Origin of the sequence: Paraburkholderia sediminicola, assembly GCF_902859805.1 — a bacterium.
Lineage (GTDB): Bacteria > Pseudomonadota > Gammaproteobacteria > Burkholderiales > Burkholderiaceae > Paraburkholderia > Paraburkholderia sediminicola.
On sequence record NZ_CADIKC010000009.1, the window covers coordinates 104,172 to 129,362 of the forward strand.

Below are 25,191 nucleotides of genomic sequence, written 5' to 3' on the forward strand. Positions count from 1 at the left end.
GCCGCAGCACGCAGAAAGCAATACCCCAATGCAACCCGATGCCGTCCCGACTACCCCGCATAGCGAATATACGCAGCAGTCTCCGCTCAATTCTGACGCTCTCTCTATCGACCCCGGCATCTTCTGCCTCGTCATGTTGGCCCGCTTTCATGGCATGGCGGCGGATCCGGATCAACTGGCGCACGAATTCAAGCCCGGGGTAGCGCCTTTCAATACAACACAACTCCTGCTTGCCGCAAAATCGCTCGGACTTAACGCGAAACACACAAAAGTCCGCTGGGATCGTTTGGATCGGCTCGCACTGCCTGCTGTCGCCATCGACCAGACAGGCAACTTTTTCGTTATCGGTCGCATAGAAAAGAACAAGGCGGTGATCCAGCGCCCCGACGCTGCACAGCCCGTCTCAATCGAGATCGAACTATTGAAACAGGATTGGCCCGGAGAGGTGATCCTGTTCGCTTCACGTGCGTCGACGCTCGGCGAGATGACGAAGTTCGACTTCACCTGGTTTATTCCGGCGTTAATCAAGTACAGGCGTCTTCTGTGCGAGGTGCTTGTTGTCTCGTTCTTTATCCAGGTCTTGGCTCTGATCACGCCGCTGTTCTTTCAGGTCGTGATGGACAAGGTACTGGTCCATCACGGGTTGACCACACTTGACGTGATCGCCGTCGGACTCACGATCGTCGTGCTATTCGATGTTGCGCTCACCGCGCTGCGTAGCTACGTGTTCGCGCACACCACGAGCCGGATCGACGTTGAACTCGGGGCGAGCCTGTTCCGTCATCTGCTCAAATTGCCGTTGGCGTATTTCCAGGCACGACGCGTCGGCGATTCAGTCGCGCGCGTTCGCGAGTTGGAGAACATTCGCGCGTTTCTGACCGGTAACGCAATCACGCTTGTGATGGATCTGTTGTTCTCATTCGTCTTCATCGCAGTGATGCTTTTTTACAGTGGTTGGCTCACGCTGATCGTGCTTGTCTCACTACCGTGCTATGTCCTGCTCTCAGTAGTTTGCACGCCAATGCTCCGTCGGCGACTAAATGAGAAATTTGCTCGCAGTGCGGAAAATCAGTCGTTTCTCGTCGAAACGATCAGCGGTATCGACACAGTCAAATCGATGGCGGTCGAGCCGCAGTGGACGCGTCAATGGGACAACCAGCTTGCAGCCTATATCGGTGCGACTTTTCGCGCGTCGACTGTAGGCATTTGGGCGAGCGGTGGTGTCAGCCTCGTGAACAAGCTCGTCACTGTCGCACTAATGTGGGTCGGGGCGCGGCTCGTGATCGACAGCAAACTCACGGTCGGTGAGTTGATCGCATTCAACATGCTGGCCGGTCAGGTGGCGGGGCCGATCATGCGGCTCGCCCAGTTGTGGACCGATTTCCAGCAAACGGGCATTTCAGTCGCGCGTCTGGGCGACATTTTGAACAGCCGCACGGAAGCGGCCGGTGCGAAAAGTGCACTGCCTGCTGTCAAAGGTCGTATCGAACTGGAGAAGGTCGTATTTCGCTATCGGGCAGACGGTCCGGCTATTCTTAGCGGTGTGAACCTGTCGATCGCAGCGGGCGAGGTGATCGGCATCGTCGGGCAGTCGGGATCGGGCAAGAGCACGCTGACCAGGCTGGTGCAGCGGCTCTATACGCCGGAGGGTGGTCGTATCACGATCGACGGGCAAGACCTCGCGTTGATCGACACGACTTCGTTGAGGCGCCAGGTCGGCGTTGTATCCCAGGAGAACGTACTTTTCAGCAGGAGCATTCGCGACAACATCGCGCTGACCGATCCAGGTGCGCCGCTCGATGCGGTGATACATGCCGCAAAACTGGCCGGCGCGCATGAGTTTATTGTTGGCTTGCCGGAAGGATATGACACACCGGTCGGCGAACATGGCTCGACGCTCTCGGGCGGTCAGCGGCAGCGCATCGCCATTGCCCGGGCGCTGATGCATGAGCCACGCATTCTGATCTTCGACGAAGCGACCAGCGCACTCGATTACGAGTCGGAGCGTATCGTACAGGACAACATGCGGGCAATCTGCCGGGGACGGACGGTGCTGGTGATTGCACACCGCTTATCTGCTGTACGGCGGGCAGATCGGATCATCGTGATGGAGCGCGGCGCGATCATCGAGCAAGGTCCACACGACGTGCTGGTCGCGGCAAAAGGCGCCTACGCGAAGCTTTGGAATCTGCAGGCGGGCGTATGACAGTCCGTGCTCTGCTCTGGCTAGGGGCAACCTGGGATCTGGCGCGCCACTATCAGAAAGTGTGGCGTGCGGCGTGGCAGGCCCGCGAGCGGAACGCCCCGCAGTGGTCAGCCGACGAATCTGAATTCCTCCCTGCCGCACTGGAGTTGCAACGTCGGCCCGTTTCGCCGTTGCCACGCGTTGCGATGGCTGCAATCGTCTCTCTACTGTTGATTGCCTTGCTTTGGGCGGTCTTCGGCAAGATCGATATTGTCGCAACCGCACAGGGAAAGATCGTGCCGGATGGCCACGCGAAGATCATCCAGTCGATAGAAACCGCGAAAGTTACCGCGATATATGTCAGCGATGGCAAGCTCGTAAAAGCTGGCGATGTGCTACTCGAACTGGACTCGACGGCATCGTCGGCGGATCGATTGCGTTTGCGCGATGACTGGGCTGAAAGTTGGCTTGGCGCGGCGCGAGCGCGCGCGTTGCTCAACGGTATCGATAGCGGCATAGCTCAGCACATCGATATTTCAGCCAGCATGGATGTGCCGGCCGGCGTGATGCCAACGCGAGCGCGGGTCGAGCAGGAGCAGCGTTTCCTCGATGGTGAACTGGCCGAGTTTCGTTCCAGGCTTGCGCGTCTCGATGCGGAAATCGCGCGCAATGCCGCCGAGCTTCAAACAGTGGGTTCGGTAATCCACAGGTTGCAAAGCACGCTGCCAATCGCGCGAAGCAGAGAGGCCGATTTCGACGAACTGGCGGCTAAGAATTACGTATCCCGTCACGAATATCTCGACAAGCAGCAAATCCGTATCGAGCAGGAAGGGGAGTTGGCGGCACAAAAAAGCCGTATCGGCGAAATTGGGGCGGCGATCTTGAGTGCGCGGCGCCAGCGCGAAGAACTAGTCGCTTCGACGCGCCGTGCGACGCTCGAAAATCTGGGCACCGCGACGCAAAAGGCGGCCGAGCTTCGCCAGGAATACATCAAGGCGGATGCGCACGACCGCCTTATGACACTCAAAGCGCCGGTGGACGGCGCCGTGCAGCAACTCGCGGTGCATACGGTCGGTGGTGTCGTGACGGCCGCTCAACCTTTAATGGTCATTGTTCCAGGCGAACGCCCTGCCGAAATTGAAGCGTTTCTGGAGAACAAGGACATCGGCTTTGTTGCTGTAGGACAACCTGCCGCCGCGAAGATTGAGACCTTTCTCTATACCCGCTACGGCACGCTGCCAGCCGAGGTGGCTAGCGTGTCGCACGACGCGATTGAGGACGAAAAGCGCGGCTTGATCTACGCTGTACGGCTCAAACTGAGTCAGTCGAGCATGATGATCGATGGTCAGCGTGTAGCGCTTAGTCCGGGCATGGCGGCGAGTGTTGAGATCAAAACGGGTAAGCGCCGATTGATCGAGTATTTTTTGAGCCCGCTACTGACGCGGGTTGACGAGAGTTTGCATGAGCGCTGATTTCGCTTGCCTCGCACTCGGCAAGAGATTTGCCGTGCACAACGTCTTTGCCATTGTTGCCGCGCTCTCGTCAACTTGCTCGTTTGCGCAATCTGTCACAAACGATTTTGATCCGCTGCGCACGCAGCGCGAAATTATTGCGCCAGTCGCGGCGCGCGTGCCGGAAGCGGTCGGCGTGGCACCTTGCGAGTTCGATTTGCCGGGCTCGGCGTTGCGGCTGGACGATGTGGCGACGCGCGCATTGTGCCGCAATCCGCTTACTCGCCGGGCGTGGGCGAGCGCGCAGGTGCAGGCTGCGCGCCTGGGCGAGGCGAAGGCTGCGCAATGGCCGACCTTGTCAGGCGTTGTGAGCGGTTCGCTCAACCGTGGCAGTACGGCTTCGGCGAACGCGTGGGCATCGCAGGAGACGTACAACGGTCCCACCCGGGCGGCCGAATTGGCGCTCGAATGGGTGGTGTTCGATTTTGGGGCGTGTTCGGCGGAGGTCAGGAAAGCGCGTGAATTGATGATCGCGGCAAACCAGTCGTTCAATGCCGTCGTGCTCGATGTGCTATATACGAGCGCCCGGGATTATTTCGCTGCCGTAACCGCGCGGGCGCAAGCCGAAGCAGCACGAGAAGCAGAATCCAACGCCGCGCAAAGTCTTGCGGCTGCACGTGCCCGGATGCGTTCAGGGGTCGCGTCGATCGCTGACGAGTTGCAGGCACGCACGGCACATGACCAGGCAATGTTGAGTGTTGTTAAGGCGAATAGCGGGTTGCACGAAGCAATCGGCACGCTGGCAATCGACATGGGTCTGAGTCCGGACGTATCGATTGAACTGGCAACGGTGCCGACTACCATGGAGCTGACGGCGCCGCAATTGGACGCCATAAAAACGCTGCTGGATCAGGCGCTCGAAGATCATCCGCGTTTGCTGGCGGCTCGCGCCGAGTTGCACGCTACCGAGGCCTCAATCGATAGCTCGCGTGCGCAAGCGTTGCCGAGCGTTCGTCTCCAGGCCGGGTTGTCGGGCAGTAACCGGCCCGCGGCTACGATCGGCAATGCAGGCGGAGGATCTTCGACGTCGCGCAGCAGTTACGTCGGTATCCGGGTCACGATCCCATTCTTCGAGGGTTTCGGATCGACTTACCGGATTCGCGAGGCAAGGGCGCAAGCTGAACTTCAGGAGGCGAACGTCGCCGAAACCGAGCAGCAGGTTGCATTGAATGTCTGGAAAAGCTACGAGGCGGTGCGGGCGGGTGCGCAGACCATGCTCCAGACGCAAGCCTTGCAGGGAAACGCGGGCCTGGCTTTCGATGCGGCGCAGGCGCGCTACAAAGCCGGCGTGGCAGGCATTATCGAACTGCTGCACGCGCAAGACGCGCTGATCGCCGCTAACCACCAACGCATCGCAACCCAATCCGACTGGTTCGTTGCTCGCCTGAGTCTGGCGGCGAGCCTCGGCAAACTCGACTTAGGGCAAACACAAAACCGGTGAGAGTGAAGCACCGTGATCAACGATCACGCCACGTCTTCACATCATCTCCATTGCCTGCATCTGCCCCAGGCCAAAAAAACGTCCTAACTCCTTGGCTAACTCATTCAACGCGCTCATTTCCTTCTGGGATATTCGTCGTGGCTCCTGCGTATGAGACCAGTCGCCATATAGCAGCGCCACCGTCTGATCGGTATCGTCGACTACCGGTAGCAGCACGAAGGCGCGCGCGTCGTCGAACGAACGGCGGAACCACTCCGGTAGCCGCGCGACCATTTTCGGGTCGCGTGCGTTCTCAATGAAAATGCCGACCGAGTTCGCGATCGCGAGATGAAACACGTCGGGTTCGAAGGCGGTATTGAACGATAGCTTCGGCAGTGCCGCGTCGATCTTCGGACCGAGGCCGAGGCGCGCCTTGAAGGTGCCGTTGCTGTGTTTGACGAACACCACCGTGCGCGCAAAGCCAAGCGCCGCCAGCACGGTTTCAGCGGCCAGCGCGAGGGCCGGCGCGAGCGCGCTGCCGTCGGGCAGGCCGCGCAGATCGCCCACCCCCGCCGCGATGCGCGCTTCCGGATTGAGCGCCTCGCGCGCGATCGCGTCCGCATTGGCGCGCAACTCGACGATCTCGCGCATCACGCCGTCGCCGCCTTCTTCACGGGCGAGCGCGATGCTCATTCCATGCAGCACGTCCGGATCGGTATTCAGTGCGTGGCTGTATTCCTGCGCCAGTTCGGCGATGCGTTCTTCGCGCTCCCAGTCCGGCATGTTCTGCTGGGTCAGCACGTCGGCGACCGCAGTCGAATAGTTGGTGATGGCGCGCAGCCACTGCACCTGGCGCGGCTGTTCGACGTCCAGCGGATCGAACTCGCCCATGCCGGAGCGGATCATGTCCGGCAGGCGCCAGCGGACTGCGGCTTCGGCGCCGATTTCGTCGAACGTGACGCCGAGCACCAGCACGCAGGCATCGGCTTCGAGGGTGCCGTCGTCGATATGGCGGCGGATCTGATCCCACTCGGCGTCCAGATAGAACACCACCAGCAGCTTGCCGATCTGCCGCATCAGCGTGCAGACCACGGCTTCTTCGCCGGCGCGCAGATCGCCGCGCTCAGTGAGCTTGCGCGCGACGCAGCCTGACAGCAGCGTGCGGTTCAATTCGAGTTTCGCGTCGATACGGCGCGGCGCGCTGTGATGAAAGTGATCGACGATTTTCAGACCGACCACCAGATGGCCGACCGCGTCCATGCCGAGCACCATCAGCGCGCGCGACACGGTGGTGATGTTGCCGCCGAACGCCATGTACATGGCCGAGTTGGCCAGGCGCAGCACTTTTTGCGTCAACGCGAAATCGGACAACACGACCTGCACGAGGCCGGTGAAGTCGAGGTCGTCGTTGTTCATCGCCGCCATGGTGGTGCGCAACGACTGCGACAGCATGGGGAAATCGCCGCGCTCGCTCATTCGCGTCCAGAGCCGGTCGAGCACCGCCGCCTTTACCATGTGAGTCCCGCCAAAGCCATACATGTTCCAATGAGTGCCACACCGGCACGGGGCCGGCATCTTCCGCTGCGCACGAAGTTTGCCCGCGTCATTATGCGGTGTGCAGGTGAAGCGTGCGCGCTTCGAAACGTTGTGCAAGTTCGTCGGAGGGCAACGCCTTGCAGACGAGCCATCCCTGAATGTGGTCGCATCCCATCTCGGTGAGCAGGCTGCGTTGCGCTTCCGTTTCGACGCCCTCGGCAACCAGTTCGAGATCGAGCGTTTGTGCAAGCCCGACGACCGCGCTAACGATTGCCTGATCGTTCCGGGAGGTTAGCAGATTCTCGACAAAACTCCTGTCGATCTTGAGCTTGGCCAGCGGGAATCGTTGCAGGTAAGCCAGACTCGAATAACCGGTGCCGAAATCGTCGACGGCAAAGCGGATGCCCATCGCCGTCAATTCTTCGAGCAAACCCTTGGCATGCGCCGGGTCGTGCATCAGCAGGCTTTCGGTGATCTCGAACACAAGGCGGCGCGGATCGATGCCCGTCAATTCGATCGCTTCGCGCACGCTGTCCTTGAAACGCGGATCGCGGAACTGCTGCGGCGACACGTTGACGGCGACGTATTGCAACGATATGCCCCGAGCATCCCACTGGATCAGCTGCATGCAGGCAACCTTCAACACCCAGTTGCCGAGGAAGTTGATCAGGCCGATCGATTCCGCGAGCGGAATGAACATCGAAGGAGGCACGAGGCCGTGCACGGGATGCGACCAGCGGATCAGCGCTTCGACGCCGACCACGCCGTGCGTGCGGCTGCTCGTGATCGGCTGGAAGTGCAGCGAGAACTCGCCGTTGCGCACGCCGTCGTAGAGATCGGCCTCCAGCTTCAGGCGCTCGGCGTCGGCGGGGTTGTCGTCCGGTACGTAGAAGGCGAGCGTGTTGCCGCCGGCCGCCTTCGCCTGGAGCAAGGCGTGGTCGGCCCAGCGCAGCAGGTGGGTGTCGTGGGCGGCGTCGTCGTTCGCGTGCCGCACGTCGGGATAGAGCGCAATGCCGATGCTCGCCGACAAATGCACCTGCTGGCCATTGAAAACGTACGGTTGCTGGATCGCGGTCAGCAGGCGGCGCGCCAGCGCTTCGGCCGCGGCGGCCGCGTCGGTGCGGCTCGCGGCGGGCTTCACGAGGATCGCGAACTCGTCGCTGGCGACACGCGCCACCGTCTCGTTCGGGCTCGTCATGTTCAGCAGACGCCGCGCTGTGTCGCGCAACATCTCGTCGCCGGCGTCGTAGCCGAGCGCGCGGTTCACGCGTTGATAGTCGTCGAGATCGAGCAGCAGCAGCGCGGCCGGCGTGCCGTGGGCGTCGGCCTGCTGCTGCGCGTCGAGCAGCGCGGGGATCAGCGCCGGCTGATTGGCCAGGTTGGTCAGGCGGTCCAGGTGCAGCGCCTGGGTCAGGCGTTCCTCGGTGGCGCGCCAGGCCGACACGTCGAAGCCGGCGATCGCATAGCCTTCGACGCCGTCATGCAGGCTGCGTACCACGCGCAGTTCGACGGTGATCGGGTAGGTCAGCGACTTGATGAGCCCGAGCGTGGCCTTTTCGACGTTGCCCGTGGCGGTGGCGCGCGTCAGCAGCGCATCGAGGCGCGGCACGTCGGCAGGCGCCACGAGATCGTGCAGGGTGATGGTCTCGAGATACTCGCGGTGATAACCGATGAAGCGCAGGCTCGCGTCGGAAACATAGAGGAAGCGCAGGCCCTCGTCGATGTGCGCCAGAAGGTCGACGGCGCCGACCACCTGTTCCAGTTGCGCAGTGCGGCTGGCGCCGGTCTGCGGTTTGCCGGGGGCATGCCGGCCGAACGCACGAAACCGGTCGATGACCGTGCGCAAGGAGCCCCGGCGGGGCGCGGTGATCCTGTTCGCTTCCATGTTTGTCGCTGGCAACCTGTGTTCGTCTGCAGGCGGGGCGGCATACTGCCCGCCGTATTCGGGCGGTTGAGAGGTATCAGGCCGCCCCATCAGAACAAGATAACGACCCCCGGCGGAAAATCTTTAGCGCCTGCTGTAAAAAACAAATGGTAAGGGAACGGCGGTGTAGCCCGGCGACCTCGCGAGGGCGATTCAGTTAAAGTGGACTGGCTTCGTTTCCGTTAATACGTCAAACCTGCTGTGCAGCGACGGCGATGACGACGCTGCACGGCTTTCCGAACACTTGCACCGATGATCCATGTCTGAACGTCACTTTGTCAGGGCCACCCCCCGGCACATCGAGGTGCTCGAACAAGGTGCCGAGGACGCCGACCCGGCGTCCGGAGCACAGTTCGTTTATCTGGGACGCCAGCCGATTCTCGATCGCGACGGCGCGCTCAATGCTTACGAATTATTGTTTCGATCCGGCGCGCATAACTATGCCGAGGTCAGCGACGACGCGCAGGCGACGGCGCAGGTCGTGGCTCGCGCGATTGGCGGGATTGGTGTAGCGGCCGTGCTGGGCCAGCACCGCGGCTTCGTCAATATCGACCGCGCGCTGCTCTTTAACGACATCGTCCATCTGATGCCGCCCGAGCGCTTCGTGCTCGAGATCCTCGAAACCGTCAAGTTCGATGCGCATCTGGGCCGCCGGCTGACCGAATTGCGCCGCGCCGGCTTCCAGGTGGCGCTCGACGACGTCAGCGAACTGTCGGACGAGCTGCTCGCCGCGCTGCCGCACGCCGACATCGTCAAGATTGACTTCCTCCAGACCGAGCGGTCCGCGCTGGCCAAGCTGGCGTCGACCGTCCGCGGCCATGGCAAAACACTGATCGCCGAGAAGGTCGAGACGCGCGAAGACTTTTTGCTGGCTCGCGACCTCGGCTTCGATCTGTTCCAGGGATACTTCTTCGCGCGGCCGCAGGTGCTGGCCGCGCCGCGCAACCGCTCGCCGCGCCCCGGCCTGCTGCGTTTGCTGGCGCTGTTGTCGCGCGATGCGGGGATCACGGAGCTCGAAGCGGAGCTCAAGCAGAACCCGAGCGTGGTGGTGCAACTGCTGCGCCTCGTCAATTCGAGCGCATTCGGGCTGGGGCGCAATATTGCCTCGCTGCGTGAGGCCATCATCGCCACCGGCACACGGCAGATTGCGCGCTGGGCGCAACTGCTGCTGTACGCGGACAGCGGCGATCTGCCGTGGCGCGCCGATCCGCTGGTGCAGCTGGCCGGCACGCGCTCGCGTTTCATGGAACTGGCCGCGGGGTGCCTGCGCCCGTTCGATGACGATTTTGCCGATGCCGCTTTCATGACCGGCATTTTTTCTCTGGTCCACGTGGTGCTCGGCAGCACGCCGGCGGCTGTGCTCGAGAAGCTCGGCCTGGCCCCACAGATTCGCGAAGCGATCGTCACGCGCGGCGGCGCGCTCGGCACCTTGTTGCGGATTGCCGAAGCGGCGGGCGAGGGCGCCGATGCCGCGCTGATCGCAGGCGGACCCGATGCGCCGCCCGGCTTCGCAGCGCTGACGCCCGAGGTGCTGGCGGAGCTGAACCTGTCCGCAGCGGCATGGTTTGGCGCGCATATCGAAGAAGCCGCCTGATGCATCCTCCGAGCAGTTTCTGACGTACCTTATCTGTACGTGTTCCAATAGCGTATTGAGGTTGCCGAGGGTCGGCTGGACGCCGTGACCTTCGGCTTATTGCACTGACTGCGTGCATTAACGTTTCGAGGGGACTGCAGATGAAGAGAAAACTCATTCCGATGACACTGGCGGCTGTCTTGTCGGTGGGATTCGCGATGCATTCGCTGACGGCTTCAGCCACGCTCAAACCGGGCGATGTCGCGCCGCCGTTTACCGCGGATGCTTCGCTCGGCGGCAAGACCTATACGTATTCGCTGGCCGACGAGCTGAAGAAAGGGCCGGTAGTGCTGTATTTCTATCCGGCCGCCTTCACGAAGGGCTGCACGATCGAAGCCCACGAGTTTGCCGAAGCCGTCGACGAGTATAAGAAATATGGCGCGACGGTGATTGGCGTATCGCACGACAACATCGACACCTTGACGAAGTTTTCGGTAAGCGAATGCCGCAGCAAATTCCCGGTGGCGGCTGATGCCGATTCGAAGGTAATCGGCGCCTACGACGCTGGCATGCCGATGCATAGCTCGATGGCCAATCGTGTGTCGTATGTGATTGCGCCGGACGGCAAGATCATTTACGAGTACACGAGCCTGTCGCCGGAGAAGCACGTCGAGAACACGCTGAAGGCGGTGAAGGACTGGGCGGCGGCGCATAAGCAGCCGTAACGGTTGGGCTTTACGCGGCGGCGCATTTTTCGCAATGGATTTTTGCCATGAGGATCGGGCGTTGCTCGTGCTAGCCTGAGTTTTTTTGCCGGGTGAGCTTGCGATGCCGATTCTCGTAGTGTTGATTGCGCTGATCGCGGTGGTGTATGGGGCCGTGCGGGCGTTTTATGCCTTGCAGGCGGCGTTTGGGTTGGTTGTTGCTGTTGGGGTTGCTGTTTTTGTTGGGTTGCTTTTGATCGCTGCGGTGGTTTATTGGTGGCGGCGGAGGAAGGAGGTCGCTCCTAATGTTCGCGATGGTGATTGGACTCATGAGCTTACTGGCACCTGGGGGGCGGTGCGGCTTGCTGCCGGTAAGCGGTTTTGTGAGGTTCGCCTTGGCGGCGAGATGGGGGCTTATATTTTTGCTGACCTGCTTGGGGCTGAGGTGCAACGCCATGATGGTCTATGGCAGGTCGCTTTGACGGTCAAGGACGCTAAGCATCAGGTTTGGGTTTTGCCCATGCTGGGCGAGCGGCAGGCTAAGCAGTGGCGGAGGATTTTTTTGCTTGCTGTTGGGCAGAGGCTTTAAGGGTCGTTTTTTGCCTTTTGCGGCGGCATTTTCCTTGTTCTGGCTTTGGTGCCTCTCCTTGCATTGTTAGTGGTCTATTAGCGTTCCCCCTGTGCGGGGGGGCACCTACTTTTCTTTGCCGGCTGCAAAGAAAAGTAGGCAAAAGAAAGCAGCTCAAACCGCTAATGCTAAGTGGGCACCGTGGTCTGCTGCGGGTAGTGGTGCGACTGGAATCTGTGTTCGTGCACCGGCATATGCTTGTGACAAGGGCGTCATACTTCCGGCGGCGCTGCGCGCGCCGATGAGCCGTTCATAAAACCACTCGCTACGTTTTGACGTTCACGCCTCGCGAGAGGGTCGTGGCTCGTCTTTGCTCCGCCACCGCCACCGCCACCGCCACAGCCACAGCCACAGCCACAGCCACAGCCACCGCAGCCACCGCAGCCACCGCAGCCGAGCCACCACAGCCGAGACCGAGACCGAGACCGAGACCGAGACCGAGACCGAGACCGAGACCGAGACCGAGACCGAGACCGAGACCGAGACCGAGACCGAGACCGTGCTTGCGGGGCACCGACAAATCAATTGAGGTGGGGGTTCCCGGGTGAATGCCGGAGCGCGTCGCCGGGGCGAAGCCGACGGCTCCCACAGACCTGAACCGAAGCCCGTGGTTTCCCATGCAGACCCGTCCGCGACGCACGCAGTGCGGAGTGGGAGCTGATGAATCCTTTGTCACTAGCGCCGAATGTGCGAGAGCACGAATTCCAGTCGCACCACTACCCGCAGCAGACCACGGTGCCCACTTAGCATTAGCGGTTTGAGCCGCTTTCTTTTGCCTACTTTTCTTTGCGGCAAGCAAAGAAAAGTAGGTGCCCCCCCCGCACAGGGGGAACGCTAATAGACCACTAACAATGCAAGGAAAGGCACGAAAGCCAGAACAAGGAAAGGCCCCAGGAACACGGCCAAATGCCGCCGCAAAAGGCAAAAAGCAAAAAGCAACCACATCAAGAAGCGGCCACCCCAGCCCGCCGCCCCTTCCGCCCCTCCCACCGCACCCGAATCCGATCCATATAAAGATAAACCACGGGAGTGGTATACAGAGTCAGCATCTGACTAACAATCAACCCACCCACAATAGCAATCCCCAGCGGAGCCCGAAGCTCCGCCCCTTCACCACTTCCAAAGGCCAGCGGCAAGGCCCCAAGAAGAGCAGCGCAAGTAGTCATCATGATCGGCCGAAACCGCAACATACAAGCCTGAAAAATCGCATCCTGCGACGACAACCCCTGCCGGGAGGCCTCAATAGCAAAGTCCACCATCATGATCGCGTTCTTCTTCACGATGCCGATCAGCAAGATCACCCCGATCAACGCAATGATGCTGAACTCCGTCTTGAACAGCAGCAAAGCCAGCAACGCCCCCACGCCCGCGGAGGGCAGGGTCGACAAAATCGTCAGCGGGTGGATATAGCTCTCGTACAACATCCCCAGCACGATATACACCGCCGCCAACGCGGCCAGAATCAGGATCGGCTGGTCGGACATCGATTGCTGGAACGCCTGGGCTGTCCCCTGGAAGCTGCCGTGGATCGTTCCCGGCATGCCGATCTGCGCCATCGTGTCGTAGATCGCCTGCGTCGCGGTCGATAAGGACACGCCCGGCGGCAGATTGAACGAAATCGTCGAGGCCACGAACTGGCTCTGGTGATTCACCGACAACGGTGTATTCCCCGGCCCGAAGCTCGCGATTGCCGACAACGGCACCATCGTTTCCTTCGACGTCGACACGGCCGACCCCGACGAAGCACTCGACTTGCCGCTCGCCGCAATCGAATTGATCGCCTGGTTGCGCGCGGAGTCGGCAGCGATGCTCGCCACGCTCGACGCCGTCGTGCCTGCCGTGCCGCCAGTCGTCGCGCTCGTGCTCGCCGTAGTCGTTGCCTGCGCGGTCACCGTGCCGGCCGGCGCGTTGGTGGTCTGCGCGCCGCTCGCGCTGCCGCCCGAGGTGCTGACGTAAATCTGTTTCAGCATGTCCGGGCTCTGCCAGTACTTCGGCGCGACTTCCATCACGACGTGATACTGGTTCAGCGGGTTGTAAATCGTCGAGACCTGGCGCTGGCCGAATGCGTCGTACAAGGTGTTGTCGATCTGCGCCGGCTTGATGCCGAGGCGCGCGGCAGTCGCGCGGTCGATCGTCACCATCGCCTCGAGGCCGCCTTGCTGCTGGTCGGAATTCACGTCGGCGAGTTCGGGGCGCGCCTGCAGCGCTTCGGTGAGCTTCGGTCCCCACAGATACAGGTCAGGCGTCGAATCGGCCAGCAGCGTGAACTGATACTGCGCGTTCGATTGCCGGCCGCCTACGCGAATGTCCTGCACTGCTTGCAGGAAAGTCCGAGCGCCGGCCACGTCGCCGAGCGGGGCGCGCAGTTGCTGGATCACCTGGTCGGCGGAGAGCTTGCGCTCGCTTTTCGGCTTCAGCGAAACGAACATGAACCCGGAGTTCGTTTGACGGCCGCCGGTGAAACCCGCCACGCTGTCCACGGCGGGATTCTTGCCGACGATCGCCATCATCTCCGCGAACTTGCCCTTCATCGCCTGGAACGACGTGCTCTGGTCGGCCTGAATGCCGCCGATCAGACGGCCCGTGTCCTGCTGCGGAAAGAAGCCCTTCGGCACGATGATGTACAGCCAGATGTTCAGTCCGATGGTCGCGAGCAGAATCATCACGATCAGGCGCGGATGCCGCAGCGCCCAACCAAGCGTGCGCTCATAACCGCGATGCATCGACATGAAGCCGCGTTCGAGCCAGAGGCCGAAACGTCCTTCTTCCTCTTTCTCGTGTGGCTCGCGCAGGAGGCGCGAACACATCATCGGCGTCAAGGTGAGCGAGACGATCAGCGACACGCCGATCGCAAGCGACAGCGTCAGCGCGAACTCGCGGAACAGCCGCCCGACAATGCCGCCCATCAGCAGAATCGGCAGGAACACGGCGACGAGCGAGATACTGATCGACAGCACCGTAAAGCCGACTTCGCGCGCGCCGAGGAAGGCAGCCTTCATGCGTGGCACGCCATTCTCGATATGCCGTGAGATGTTCTCGAGCACCACGATCGCATCGTCGACCACGAAGCCGGTCGCGATCGTCAACGCCATGAGCGAGAGGTTGTCGATCGAAAAGCCCAGCATATACATCGCGCCGAACGTGCCGATGATCGAGATCGGCACGGCCACGCTCGGAATCAGCGTGGCGCGCCAGTTGCGCAGGAACAGGAACACCACCATCACCACCAGCGCCACCGCGATCATCAGCGTGCGCTCGGTGTCTTTGAGCGACGCGCGGATCGTCGTGGAGCGGTCGGCGGCCGGCGCGATGTCGACGTCGGCGGGCAGCGACGCGTGCAACTGCGGCAGCATGCCCATCACTCGGTCGATGGTGTCGATGATGTTCGCGCCAGGCTGGCGGTACAGGATCACCAGCACCGAGCGCTTGCCGTTGAAGAGGCCCAGGTTGCGCAGGTCTTCGACCGAGTCGACCACTTCCGCGACGTCGGACAGTTTCACCGCCGCGCCATTACGGTACGCGATGACCAGATCCTTATACTGCGACGCCTTGCTCGCCTGGTCGTTGGTATAGATCTGCACGCGGTTCGGGCCGAATTCGATCGAGCCTTTCGGGCTGTTCGCGTTGGCCGCGGCGAGCGCCGCGCGCACGTCTTCGAGACCGATGCCGTAGTGGGAGAGGGCATTCGGTTCCAGTTCGACACGCACAGCCGGATTGGCCGAGCCGCTCACATCCACTTCGCCGACGCCATCCACCTGGGAGAGCGACTGTTGCAACACGGTGGCCGCCGAGTCGTACAACTGGCCGGCGGTCAGCGTTTTCGACGTGAGCGCGAGAATCAGGATCGGCGCGTCGGCCGGATTCACCTTGTGGTACGTCGGGTTGCTGCGCAAGCTCGCCGGCAGATCGGCGCGCGCGGCATTGATGGCCGCTTGCACGTCGCGCGCGGCGCCGTCGATGTCGCGGTTCAGGCCGAACTGCAGCGTAATGCGTGTCGAGCCGACCGAGCTCTGCGAGGTCATTTCGGTGACGTCGGCGATCGAGCCGAGATGCCGCTCGAGCGGACTCGCCACGCTGGTCGCAACCGTGTCCGGGCTCGCGCCCGGCAGCGTCGCCTGCACCGAAATGGTCGGGAAATCGACCTGTGGCAGCGGCGCGACCGGCAGCTTGGTGAACGCGAAAATACCGGACAGCGCGATGCCGATCGCCAGCAGCGTGGTGGCGACCGGGCGGGAGATAAACGGACGCGACAGGTTCATCGCTTAAGTCCCTGCATCGGTGGCGGGCGGTACAGGCTTGCCGCGATTGAAGCGCTCACGCGCACGGCGGGCGAGTGAGTCGAAGCCGAGATAGATCACTGGCGTGGTGAACAGCGTGAGCAACTGGCTGACGATCAAACCGCCGGCAATCGCGATACCGAGCGGGCGGCGCAATTCCGAACCGGCGCCGGTGCCGAGCATCAGCGGCAGGGCGCCGAGGAGGGCGGCGAGCGTCGTCATCAGGATCGGGCGGAAGCGCAGCAGACACGCCTGATAGATGGCCTCGCGCGGCGGCTTGCCTTCCTCGCGCTCGGCGTAGAGCGCGAAGTCGATCATCATGATGGCGTTCTTCTTCACGATACCGATCAGCAGCACGATACCGATGATGCCGATGATGTCGAGATCGTGCCCGGTGATCAGCAGGGCGAGCAGCGCGCCGACGCCGGCCGACGGCAGCGTCGACAGAATCGTGATCGGGTGGATGAAGCTCTCGTACAACACGCCGAGCACGATATACATCGTGACGATTGCCGCCAGAATCAGGAACAGTTCGTTCGACAGCGACGCCTGGAACGCCAGCGCCGCGCCCTGGAAGCGCGTCTGGAACGACGCCGGCAGCCCGATATCCTTCTCCGCCTGATCGATCGCTTTGACTGCCGCGCCGAGCGACGAGCCGGGCGCGAGGTTGAACGAAACGGTGGTGGCCGGGAACTGGCTCAAGTGCGTGACGAGCAGCGGCGCGGGTTTCTCGATGAACTTCGCGATCGACGACAGCGGCACCTGGCCGCCCGACGAGGTGGAAGAGGGCAGGTAGATCGATTTCAGCGACTCGGTGTAGTGCTGCATCTGCGGCTGCGCTTCCAGAATCACGCGGTACTGGTTCGATTGCGTGAAGATGGTCGAGATGATGCGCTGGCCGAACGCGTCATACAGCGCGCTATCTACAGTAGCCGGCGTGATGCCGTAACGCGACGCCGTGGCGCGGTCGATTTCGATGTAGACCGACTGGCCGTTGTCCTGCAGGTCGGTGGCTACGTCCGCGAGTTCCGGCGATTGCTTGAGCCGCTCCACCAGCTTCGGCACCCATGTGGTGAATTCGCTGATGTTCGGGTCGGTCAGCATGAACTGATACTGCGTCGGGCTGACGGTGGAATCGATCGTCAGATCCTGCACTGGCTGCATGTACAGCGAGGCGCCCGGAATATGCGCAACGTCCTGCTGCAACTGGCGGATCACGTCGCTCGCGGTGTGGCTGCGGTCGTCGCGCGGTTTCAGGTTGATCAGCATGCGGCCGCTGTTCAACGTGATGTTGCTGCCGTCCACGCCGATGAACGAGGTGAGGCTTTCCACGTCCGGGTTCTTCAGGATCTGCGCGGCGAGTTCCTGCTGACGCTCAGCCATCGACGCATACGACACCGACTGCGGCGCCTGCGTGATCGCCTGGATCACGCCGGTGTCCTGCACGGGGAAGAAGCCTTTCGGAATGAACACGTATAGCACGCCGGTCAGCACCAGCGTGAGCACCGCGACGAACAGCGTGGCGCGTTGCCGGTTCAACACCCAGGTAAGCGCGACCGCATAGCGGGCGATCACCCAGTCGATGAACTGGTGGGCCTTCGCTTCGAAACGATGGCTTTCATGCGGCGGCGTGTGGCGCAGGAGTTTGGCGCACATCATCGGCACGAGCGTGAGCGAGACGACCGCCGAAATCACGATCGTCACGGCCAGCGTGATCGCGAATTCGTGGAACAGGCGTCCCACCACATCGCCCATGAAGAGCAGCGGAATCAGCACGGCGATCAGCGAAACCGTCAGCGAAATAATCGTGAAGCCGATCTGTTTCGAGCCTTTTAGCGCGGCTTCCAGCGGCGACTCGCCTTCTTCGACATAGCGCGCGATGTTCTCGATCATCACGATTGCATCGTCCACCACGAAGCCGGTCGCGATGGTCAACGCCATCAGCGACAGGTTATCCAGCGAGAATCCGCACAGATACATCACCGCGAGCGTGCCGATCAGCGAAAGCGGCACCGACAGGCTCGGAATGATGGTTGCGTAGACGTTGGCGAGGAACAGGTACATCACCAGCACCACCAGCACGACCGACATCAGCAATTCGAACTGCACGTCGCGCACGGAAGCACGGATCGTGGTGGTGCGGTCGGTGACGATCTCCACGTCGAGCGCGGCGGGCAGCGACTGTTGCAACTGCGGCAGCAGAGCCTTGATGCTGTCGACCACCTGGATCACGTTCGCGCCCGGCTGGCGCTGCACGTTCAGGATGATCGCCGGCGTGTTGTTGACCCATGCGCCGAGCTTGGTGTTCTCCGCGCCCTGCACGATGTTGGCGACGTCCGTCAGCATGACCGGACGGCCGCCTTTGTATGCGACCACGGCGCTCTTGTACGCGTCGGCGTCGGTCAGCTGATCGTTCGCGTTGATCGTGTAGTTGCGCGTCGGGCCGTCGAAGTTACCCTTCGGCGTGTTGACGTTCAGGTTCGAAATCGTGGTGCGCAAGTCGTCCAGATTCAGACCGTATGCGGCGAGCGCGCGCGGGTTCGCCTGAATCCGCACGGCCGGGCGTTGGCCGCCGGACAGGCTCACCAGACCCACACCCGCAACCTGCGAGATCTTCTGCGCGAGACGCGTGTCGGCCAGATCCTGCACCTGCGTGAGCGGCATCGTCTTCGAGGTGATCGCGAGCGTGATGATCGGCGCGTCGGCGGGGTTGACCTTCGCGTAGATCGGCGGCGCGGGCAGGTCGGACGGCAGCAGGTTGCCCGCGGCGTTGATCGCCGCCTGGACTTCCTGCTCGGCGATGTCGAGCGGCAGATCGAGGCTGAACTGCAGCGTGATGATCGAGGAGCCGGCCGAGCTTTGCGACGACATCTGATTCAACGACGGCATCTGCCCGAACTGGCGTTCGAGCGGCGCGGTGACCGACGAGGTCATCACGTCCGGGCTCGCGCCCGGATAGAAGGTCTGCACCTGGATCGTCGGATAGTCGACCTCGGGCAGCGCGGAGAGCGGCAGAAAGCGCAGCGCGACGAGGCCGACCAGCATGATCGCCGCCATCAGCAGCGCGGTGCCGACGGGGCGCAGAATAAAGGCGCGGGATGGATTCATGCGATAGTTGCCGTGCCTTTATTGCGAAGCTTGCGCCGCGTGTTTGCCGTGATGTGCGTGTGCACCCGATGCGCCGGAGGCAGCCGCCGCGCCGCTCGCGCCTCGTGCGCCCGAGGCTCCGCGCGGCCTGTCGGCCGGAATCGTGATTTTGGCGCCTTCCTTCAGCCGGTCCGAACCGTCGATCACGACGCGCTCGCCGACCTGCAGGCCGGATTTGATGCTGGTGCGTTCGCCGTCCACTGGACCGATCTTGACCGGACGCACCGTCACCGTGTTGTCCGGCTTCACGACATACACGAACTGACCCATCGAGCCGTTCAGCACGGCCGGCGTGGGCACAATCACGGCATCCTTGATCGTGTCCACGAGCAGGCGCGTATTCACGAACTGATTCGGGAACAGCACGTTCTTCTCGTTCTGGAAGACCGCGCGCAGTTTGACCGTGCCGGTCGTGGTGTCGATCTGGTTATCCAGGGTTTCGAGCGAGCCGCCTTCGAGCGAGGTGGTGTTGCTGCGGTCGTACGCGGTGACCGAGAGCTTCGCGCCCGTTTGGGTCTGCTGGAGGATCTGCTGCAGGTTGTCTTCAGAGGTCGTGAAGATCACGCTGATCGGCTGCAACTGCGTAATCACGACGATGCCGTTGGTCAGGCTCGGCGTCACGTAGTTGCCCGGGTCGACCTGGCGCAAACCGACGCGCCCTGACACCGGTGCCGTGATGCGCGCATAGACGAGGTCGAGCTTGAAGGTATCGATGTTCGCCTGATCGGACTTCACCGTGCCTTCATACTGCCGCACGAGCGAAGCCTGCGTATCGACCTGCTGGCTGGCGATCGAGTCTTGCGAGAGCAGTGTCTGATAACGCTTCAGGTCGAGGCGGGCGGTTTGCAGCAACGCCTGGTCGCGCGCGAGTGTGCCTTGCGCGTTCTCCAGCGAGATCTGATAGGGGCGTGGGTCGATCTGGGCGAGCACGTCGCCCTTCTTGACCATTTGACCTTCCTTGAAATACACGTCCTGCAGCACGCCGCTCAATTGCGGCAGCACGGTGACGTTGGCGAGCGGCGTGACCGTGCCGAGCGCGGTCAGCACGACCGGCATCTCACCTTGTGTGGCGCTCGCCACGTGAACAGGCTGCGGCATGTTGGCGAGGCCACCCGCGCCGCCACGGCCCGCGCGGCCACCGCTCGCGCCGCTTGCACCGGCAGCTCCGCTCGCGCCGCCGCCGGGCCCGCCCCACGGATGCCAGCGCCACAACACGATCCCGAGGACGACCAGCGCCGCAACGATCAGCGCGATGTTGCGTCCGCGATGGCTTTTTGCTGAGACCGGTAAGTTGCCCGGACCGCCGATGGGCTTCCCGGTGCTGGACGGTTGCGAACCGGGTTGAGAAGCCGGGGCGGCAGGGCGTGAAGTTTCCGAATGCTTTTGTTGTTCGTCCATCGGTTCGGTCTGGTGGCTGGCTTTGGTGTGAGCCGCTCGTGCGCTTGTACCGCTTCAGGAGTTCAGCGGACCGGCACGCAGGCGGCATGACAGGCGGTTTCGACAGCGGACGCGCCGCAAATGTTCAGCGCGATGCTACCCGAGGCGCGGGACAAAGATGTTAACGCATTGCGCCATCATGACAGGTCGGCGGGACGTTATCGAAGGGCAATAGCGGCAAGCCGGGCAAGCGCCCGCGACGGGAATGCGTGATCCTACGTCGCGGGCTCTGTAACAGTCCACCCGCGTATTTTTCTTTTGATTACGAAGGTTACAGTACGAGCGGAGGGCGGCAACACAATGTAATGGCCGGCGAGCGCCCGCGCGTTTCAGTTGTCGAGGCGGCGCCCGGGTGTGCCGCCGATCTCGAGAACGATCTTGCTGATGCATTCGAGCAAGGCCGGCGCCGCGCGCGAGATCAGCCAATCGCGCGGACATTGATCCGCGGAGCCGCCGCAATTGACTGCATAGCGCTCGCCCGAGGGGCCGATAAATCCCGATGCGATGGCGTTCAGACCGTCGTACCATTCGCCCGTGGCGATCGCGAAGCCTTGCTCCGCGGTTTCCCGTAGCGCGCTTGTCAGGCGGTTGCTGACGTGGCCCCAGTCGTCACCTTCGGCGGCCTGCAGGCCGATCAGCAATTTTTCCCGCTCCGGTTCGGCAAGCGCCGACAGATAGGCGCGGCCGACTGCCGTGCGACTGAGGTTCATGCGCGAGCCGATTTCGAGGCGAGATACGAGCACCGCCGAGCGCGGCCGGATCGCGTCGATCACTACCATGTCGAGGCGGTCGCGTACGGCCAGATGCACGGATAATGCGGTGCGTTCGGCGAGTTCGATGAGGAAGGGACGCGCCCGGGCCCGGATGTCGAAGTTGCGCAAAAAGCCGTTGCTCAACTCCAGCACCGACGAAGTCAGCACGAATCGCTCGCTGTCGGGCAAGCGGAACAGGAAGCCCGTGCCGACGAGCGTAGCGGTAATGCGCGAGACGGTGGGCTTCGGGATGCCGGTCAGCTCGGTCAACTCGCGGTTGCTGAGCGGCGCATCGGCGGCGGCGATCGAGCGCAGCACGGTCAAACCGCGCGCCAGCGCGGTGACTTCATCGCCCGAGCCGTCTTTCTCTTTGGCTGAGCCTGCGGCAGTTCGGGAGGACGTGGGTCGAGTCATATCGTTTTTCTGGAACTATATTTCAATATTCTGTTCGTTTGCCTTTTAGCAACCGTTCCGCAAAGATGCGGCAGAAGCCCCAAAATGGGGCATGAATTCCATTTTTCCTCAGAAGATTCATTGTATCGGAATATTTTGCCGAGACGAATGAGGCCTCTTTAGATTTTGCTTGACTTAGTCAGCATAACCATAAAAAATGGAATCTCATTTCGAAAGACGGTTTCAGGTTCTGCATTTTGAAATTCTGAACCAACCGTGGTCCGCGGAGTGTCTGGTTCGAGTACCTCTAACAGTCTCCCGTAGCTGTCCACGCAGTGTCTGTCTCGAGTCCGGCGTTCAATATCGCGCGTCCGTCCAACTTTCGAATACCGTCTCTCAGGTTCTAGCACGGCCCTCGGAATGGCTAGAACTTTTTAAGGCGTCACGGAAACGTGACGCCTTTTTTTTTCGTCTTATGGGCGCGCAACAAAGTATGGGGCATTCATAAAATGCCCCTGCGGGTGCAACAGAGTCTGCAGCTTTCGGATTTTTGCCGCTGTGTCGCAGCAATCATGGGTCTATTGCCGTCACCCTGCCGCGTCTACTCGAAGCGAATGCGAGAAATCGGGTTGCGCGGCTGCCGGCTTCCGCTTGTTGGCAGCTTGCGGGAACACGTACCAACTGCCGTCATCATGTTTGAAGAAGAACAGCGTGCGCGTTCCCGATTGCGACGCGCTTTCGACGCACACGTATCGTCGGCCAGTCAATCTGGTGCGACTGAAAGCGGTCACACGAACTGGCGTCGCGACCGTCGGCGCGAGCCATTTTTCGACCTGACAACGCAGGGATTGCCCACTCGTGTTCTTCATGTCGCCCTCCAGCAAGTCTGAAGGCCACCAAAGTCAGATAGAACGCAGACCACCCACGCCAGCGCCGGCCCGACATAGGGCCCGTCGCCGGCGTTAGCGATAGGCGTTATTGTCCGATTTGCCGGCTCACGTGGTTTTCCTGCTGGTTCAACGCGTAGTCTTCGCGCCGGGTAATGTGGCTGCCGTTCTGGCTCGCCATGTCGCGCTCTTCCTGGCGAATCTGATGGTCATCGCGATGCAGTCTCGCCGCCTCGGCGTGCGACATCTCACCCTCCCGTACTTCCTGGTGAATGCGACGGTCCTGATTCGCGAGGCGATGGTTGACCTCGGCGCGGCGCGGGTGCGTGGCATCCCAGTTTGTTTGCGCCGATGCGGTGCCCACGAATGACAGGGCGAGTGCCGCGGCAGCAGCGATTTTGTAGGCAGCGTTGTGCATGATCGTCTCCGATTCAGTTGAAGGGACGGTTTCTGGCCGTTCAACTGCTTAACGTTCCGGACGACCACGATGCTGACCGCGCAGTTGTGAGTTCTGAAACCGAATATTTCGTGACGTCCGGGCTGCGGAAAATCGTGCGAACGCAGGGAGATGTTTCAATCTACACGTCTCGTTACACACAAAAACACCGGTAATTTGCCGGCTCAATATAGTTCGCTCACAACTGACAAGTGAGGCGTGTATGAAAAGAGTTTTTGTGCTGATGCTGATGGCCGTATGTCTTGGTAGCGCGTTGGGCGGCTGCATTGTTGTGCCTGCAGGCGGCTACTATCACCGCTATTAAATCGCAGGCAAAGCGGGCGGCGCAGGAACATAAGGCAGATGCGCCGCCAGCAATCCTGAACGGTCTTATTGAACAGTCTTTGTTGGCATGCTGCTGTCTTCGGGGTGCATAGCGGACATGTCCATGCCGCTCGTGGTGGCCGCAGTCTTGCTCATGTCTCCGGGAACCCGGTTCCACGGGCTCGATACGGGCTCGCCGTGATACGTCATCCCTGCCGTCGCGGCACCGTGAGCGCCGCCGCTGCCGTTTCCGCCGTTGCCATTCCCGCCGGCTTGCGCAAACGTTGCGGCGCACGCGCAAAGCGACGCAACAGCTATGCGCGCGAACAGCGCGTTCATCGTCAACTTTTCCATGGTATTTCTCCTGTGATGTCGGCACGCGTTTGCAGCGCCGAAGTCTCATAGGCCGCTCAAGGCTGACTGATTGCGTAGCGGCGACGCGCAAGCAGCTACCCGCATCTGAACAGAGCAGCTATTTGCTGCGCTCCGATGTGAGGCATGTGGTTCAGTCGTGGTTCGACGCCGAAAATGACAGCGCTGCACCAGGTTCAAGCTCCTGACAGTGCACGCAGCCCCGGCTACTTTGGCATCAGCACCTTATCTACAACCATGATGACGCCGTTGCTCTGAATGACGTCGTAGGTCGATATGTCAGCAGTGTGGCCATTGACATCCGCTACTACGATATTGTGCGGACCGTTCTCTGTGAGCGTCAGCGTCTCTCCGTTGACTGTTTTCAGTTCCGCCTTGCCGCCACCGGCCTTGATGGCCTGGTCTAGCTTGCGGAAGTCATATCGGCCTGGGACGACGTGGTACGTCAGGATGCTGGTCAGCATCGCCTTGTTCTCAGGTTTGACGAGCGTGTCGACCGTGCCCGCGGGAAGCGCTGCGAATGCTTCGTTCGTCGGCGCAAACACGGTGAACGGGCCGGGGCTTTTTAACGTATCGACGAGACCCGCGGCTTTGACCGCGGCAACGAGCGTGGTGTGATCGGCCGAGTTGACCGCGTTATCCACAATGTCTTTGTTCGGGTACATGGCCTGGCCGCCGACCATGACCGTGTCGCTAGCGGCAAAGGCGCCTGAGACAACTGCCGACAGTGCGGCAGCGACAAACATAGTCTTGTACTTCATGGTGTACTCCCCCTGAGTCGCCATGCGTAATTGCGTGGCCTTGACTGCATATACGGGGAATACTTGCGCCTGGATTCAAAAATGAGCTGCGTCGCGACGGTGTGGCCTGATGTGACCCTGTTGGACGACGGGCTGCGGGATTGTGGTCTCCGACAATTGCAATGCACCGCATGTCAGTTTCGGGCGCAGAAGTGCTACGGCATCGAGCGTTGAGCATGTCGTGCTTTCGCCTGACACTGCCAGCAGCCCATCTTTCGGATTACCGAAGATTCCAGATTCCCCAGATTGCAATCAGCAGTGCCGCGCTAAAGCCACAACCTAACAGGATGTAGGTATCCATTTTCAACCCTCGAAATTTGGTAGGCGTACGAGTCAGCGCGCTAGCGCGCTGACATTGGCGATGTACCTGGTTGCTCGACTATGTAAGGTCATTGATGGGAATGGCATGTCTGCCGACGGTACAAGTCACGCTACAAGCAATCGCCGAATACTACCTTCGCTTCCTTTCAGAAAGCATGACTGATCGAAGGTCCTGGCTTTCGTTCTTACGTCGGGTACGCTCTTTGCGCGCTGCGAATGGAAACGTCATTTCAGGGAGTGTCTTATGATGAAATTCATTGGCTGTGTCCTCTTCGCTTTGAGCATCGCCGCCGTTGGCAACGCAGAGGCCGCCGGCTGCGCGAAGGGTGCCGTGGTTGGCGGTGTTGCGGGGCACGTTGCAGGCAAGCACGGCGTGGCGGGGGCGACCGCTGGATGTGCCATTGGGCACCATGAGGCGGGCAAAAAGGCAAAGGCTGCAAGTCAGGCTGCTGCTGCGAGCTCAGCCTCTGCAAAGTAACGCTTGCAATTGGAATGTTCCGGCTCGGGTCTGGAGAGACGTCACCAGTTAGCGTGGTTCTTCGCCGTCGCGCCTGGCGGCAGACC

18 protein-coding genes are annotated in these 25,191 nt (G+C 61.5%); 7 read left to right on the forward strand and 11 right to left on the reverse strand.

Annotation, left to right across the window (positions count from 1 at the left end; translation table 11 throughout):
- The first annotated feature begins 28 nt into the window (after positions 1–28).
- The 3 genes from R8871_RS27590 (at position 29) to R8871_RS27600 (ending at position 5,137) form a co-directional block, all read left to right on the forward strand.
- On the forward strand, positions 29–2,206 hold the full coding sequence (locus R8871_RS27590) for a type I secretion system permease/ATPase (protein WP_175053306.1): 2,178 nt from the start codon (positions 29–31) through the stop codon (positions 2,204–2,206).
- Positions 2,207–2,391: 185 nt separating this feature from the next.
- Positions 2,392–3,657: an HlyD family type I secretion periplasmic adaptor subunit gene (locus R8871_RS27595; protein ID WP_246287776.1), complete on the forward strand. Its 1,266-nt coding sequence runs from the start codon at positions 2,392–2,394 to the stop codon at positions 3,655–3,657.
- A complete protein-coding gene (locus tag R8871_RS27600; protein ID WP_175053308.1) occupies positions 3,647–5,137 on the forward strand; it encodes a TolC family protein in 1,491 nt (496 codons plus the stop codon). Before R8871_RS27595 ends, R8871_RS27600 begins: the two co-directional genes overlap by 11 nt.
- A 36-nt stretch (positions 5,138–5,173) precedes the next feature.
- Here the strand turns inward: R8871_RS27600 and R8871_RS27605 are convergent, their stop codons facing one another.
- Complete coding sequence (locus R8871_RS27605) at positions 5,174–6,631, reverse strand: HDOD domain-containing protein (RefSeq protein WP_175053309.1); 1,458 nt, start codon at positions 6,629–6,631, stop codon at positions 5,174–5,176.
- Between the two features lie 91 nt (positions 6,632–6,722).
- Complete coding sequence (locus R8871_RS27610) at positions 6,723–8,537, reverse strand: putative bifunctional diguanylate cyclase/phosphodiesterase (RefSeq protein ID WP_175053310.1); 1,815 nt, start codon at positions 8,535–8,537, stop codon at positions 6,723–6,725.
- A gap of 298 nt (positions 8,538–8,835) precedes the next feature.
- Between R8871_RS27610 and R8871_RS27615 the strand changes: the two genes are divergently transcribed.
- The 3 genes from R8871_RS27615 to R8871_RS27625 all read left to right on the forward strand — a co-directional run bounded on the left by R8871_RS27615 (position 8,836) and on the right by R8871_RS27625 (position 11,442).
- A complete protein-coding gene (locus R8871_RS27615) occupies positions 8,836–10,170 on the forward strand; it encodes an EAL and HDOD domain-containing protein (protein WP_175053311.1) in 1,335 nt (444 codons plus the stop codon).
- Between the two features lie 140 nt (positions 10,171–10,310).
- A complete protein-coding gene (locus R8871_RS27620) occupies positions 10,311–10,874 on the forward strand; it encodes a peroxiredoxin (RefSeq protein WP_175053312.1) in 564 nt (187 codons plus the stop codon).
- 103 nt (positions 10,875–10,977) lie between these two features.
- Complete coding sequence (locus tag R8871_RS27625; RefSeq protein ID WP_175053313.1) at positions 10,978–11,442, forward strand: hypothetical protein; 465 nt, start codon at positions 10,978–10,980, stop codon at positions 11,440–11,442.
- A gap of 304 nt (positions 11,443–11,746) precedes the next feature.
- On the opposite strand, the gene R8871_RS27630 is transcribed toward R8871_RS27625, so the two are convergent.
- The 9 genes from R8871_RS27630 to R8871_RS27670 form a co-directional block, all read right to left on the reverse strand.
- The gene (locus tag R8871_RS27630; RefSeq protein ID WP_175053314.1) at positions 11,747–11,995 is read right to left on the reverse strand and encodes a hypothetical protein; all 249 of its coding nucleotides are present in this window, start codon (positions 11,993–11,995) and stop codon (positions 11,747–11,749) included.
- Between the two features lie 430 nt (positions 11,996–12,425).
- Positions 12,426–15,740: an efflux RND transporter permease subunit gene (locus R8871_RS27635; RefSeq protein WP_175053315.1), complete on the reverse strand. Its 3,315-nt coding sequence runs from the start codon at positions 15,738–15,740 to the stop codon at positions 12,426–12,428.
- Positions 15,741–15,743: 3 nt separating this feature from the next.
- Positions 15,744–18,866: an MdtB/MuxB family multidrug efflux RND transporter permease subunit gene (locus tag R8871_RS27640; RefSeq protein WP_175053316.1), complete on the reverse strand. Its 3,123-nt coding sequence runs from the start codon at positions 18,864–18,866 to the stop codon at positions 15,744–15,746.
- A gap of 18 nt (positions 18,867–18,884) precedes the next feature.
- Positions 18,885–20,303, reverse strand: coding sequence for an MdtA/MuxA family multidrug efflux RND transporter periplasmic adaptor subunit (locus R8871_RS27645; RefSeq protein WP_175053317.1), 1,419 nt, complete (start codon positions 20,301–20,303; stop codon positions 18,885–18,887).
- 368 nt (positions 20,304–20,671) lie between these two features.
- Positions 20,672–21,508 carry an IclR family transcriptional regulator gene (locus R8871_RS27650; protein WP_175053318.1) on the reverse strand — a complete coding sequence of 279 codons (837 nt, stop codon included), beginning with the start codon at positions 21,506–21,508 and terminating at the stop codon, positions 20,672–20,674.
- A 566-nt stretch (positions 21,509–22,074) separates the two neighbouring features.
- Entirely contained in the window at positions 22,075–22,356 is a 282-nt protein-coding gene (locus tag R8871_RS27655) for a hypothetical protein (protein ID WP_175053319.1), read from the reverse strand.
- Between the two features lie 106 nt (positions 22,357–22,462).
- Positions 22,463–22,792 carry a hypothetical protein gene (locus R8871_RS27660; RefSeq protein WP_175053320.1) on the reverse strand — a complete coding sequence of 110 codons (330 nt, stop codon included), beginning with the start codon at positions 22,790–22,792 and terminating at the stop codon, positions 22,463–22,465.
- Positions 22,793–23,200: 408 nt separating this feature from the next.
- Complete coding sequence (locus tag R8871_RS27665; RefSeq protein WP_175053321.1) at positions 23,201–23,488, reverse strand: hypothetical protein; 288 nt, start codon at positions 23,486–23,488, stop codon at positions 23,201–23,203.
- A gap of 224 nt (positions 23,489–23,712) precedes the next feature.
- On the reverse strand, positions 23,713–24,267 hold the full coding sequence (locus tag R8871_RS27670) for a fasciclin domain-containing protein (RefSeq protein WP_175053322.1): 555 nt from the start codon (positions 24,265–24,267) through the stop codon (positions 23,713–23,715).
- 604 nt (positions 24,268–24,871) lie between these two features.
- Here R8871_RS27670 and R8871_RS38535 point away from each other — a divergent pair.
- Positions 24,872–25,105 carry a hypothetical protein gene (locus tag R8871_RS38535; protein ID WP_246287779.1) on the forward strand — a complete coding sequence of 78 codons (234 nt, stop codon included), beginning with the start codon at positions 24,872–24,874 and terminating at the stop codon, positions 25,103–25,105.
- The last annotated feature ends 86 nt before the right edge of the window (positions 25,106–25,191 follow it).

Excerpts from the sequence above, each read along its gene's own strand:
- R8871_RS27615 (WP_175053311.1), top strand. The coding sequence starts at position 8,836 with ATGTCTGAACGTCACTTTGTCAGGGCCACCCCCCGGCACATCGAGGTG.
- R8871_RS27640 (WP_175053316.1), bottom strand. The coding sequence starts at position 18,866 with ATGAATCCATCCCGCGCCTTTATTCTGCGCCCCGTCGGCACCGCGCTG.
- R8871_RS27600 (WP_175053308.1), top strand. The coding sequence starts at position 3,647 with ATGAGCGCTGATTTCGCTTGCCTCGCACTCGGCAAGAGATTTGCCGTG.
- R8871_RS27635 (WP_175053315.1), bottom strand. The coding sequence starts at position 15,740 with ATGAACCTGTCGCGTCCGTTTATCTCCCGCCCGGTCGCCACCACGCTG.
- R8871_RS27595 (WP_246287776.1), top strand. The coding sequence starts at position 2,392 with ATGGCTGCAATCGTCTCTCTACTGTTGATTGCCTTGCTTTGGGCGGTC.
- R8871_RS27665 (WP_175053321.1), bottom strand. The coding sequence starts at position 23,488 with ATGGAAAAGTTGACGATGAACGCGCTGTTCGCGCGCATAGCTGTTGCG.
- R8871_RS27670 (WP_175053322.1), bottom strand. The coding sequence starts at position 24,267 with ATGAAGTACAAGACTATGTTTGTCGCTGCCGCACTGTCGGCAGTTGTC.
- R8871_RS27605 (WP_175053309.1), bottom strand. The coding sequence starts at position 6,631 with ATGGTAAAGGCGGCGGTGCTCGACCGGCTCTGGACGCGAATGAGCGAG.
- R8871_RS38535 (WP_246287779.1), top strand. The coding sequence starts at position 24,872 with ATGATGAAATTCATTGGCTGTGTCCTCTTCGCTTTGAGCATCGCCGCC.
- R8871_RS27625 (WP_175053313.1), top strand. The coding sequence starts at position 10,978 with ATGCCGATTCTCGTAGTGTTGATTGCGCTGATCGCGGTGGTGTATGGG.
- R8871_RS27645 (WP_175053317.1), bottom strand. The coding sequence starts at position 20,303 with ATGGACGAACAACAAAAGCATTCGGAAACTTCACGCCCTGCCGCCCCG.
- R8871_RS27620 (WP_175053312.1), top strand. The coding sequence starts at position 10,311 with ATGAAGAGAAAACTCATTCCGATGACACTGGCGGCTGTCTTGTCGGTG.
- R8871_RS27590 (WP_175053306.1), top strand. The coding sequence starts at position 29 with ATGCAACCCGATGCCGTCCCGACTACCCCGCATAGCGAATATACGCAG.
- R8871_RS27650 (WP_175053318.1), bottom strand. The coding sequence starts at position 21,508 with ATGACTCGACCCACGTCCTCCCGAACTGCCGCAGGCTCAGCCAAAGAG.
- R8871_RS27655 (WP_175053319.1), bottom strand. The coding sequence starts at position 22,356 with ATGAAGAACACGAGTGGGCAATCCCTGCGTTGTCAGGTCGAAAAATGG.
- R8871_RS27610 (WP_175053310.1), bottom strand. The coding sequence starts at position 8,537 with ATGGAAGCGAACAGGATCACCGCGCCCCGCCGGGGCTCCTTGCGCACG.
- R8871_RS27660 (WP_175053320.1), bottom strand. The coding sequence starts at position 22,792 with ATGCACAACGCTGCCTACAAAATCGCTGCTGCCGCGGCACTCGCCCTG.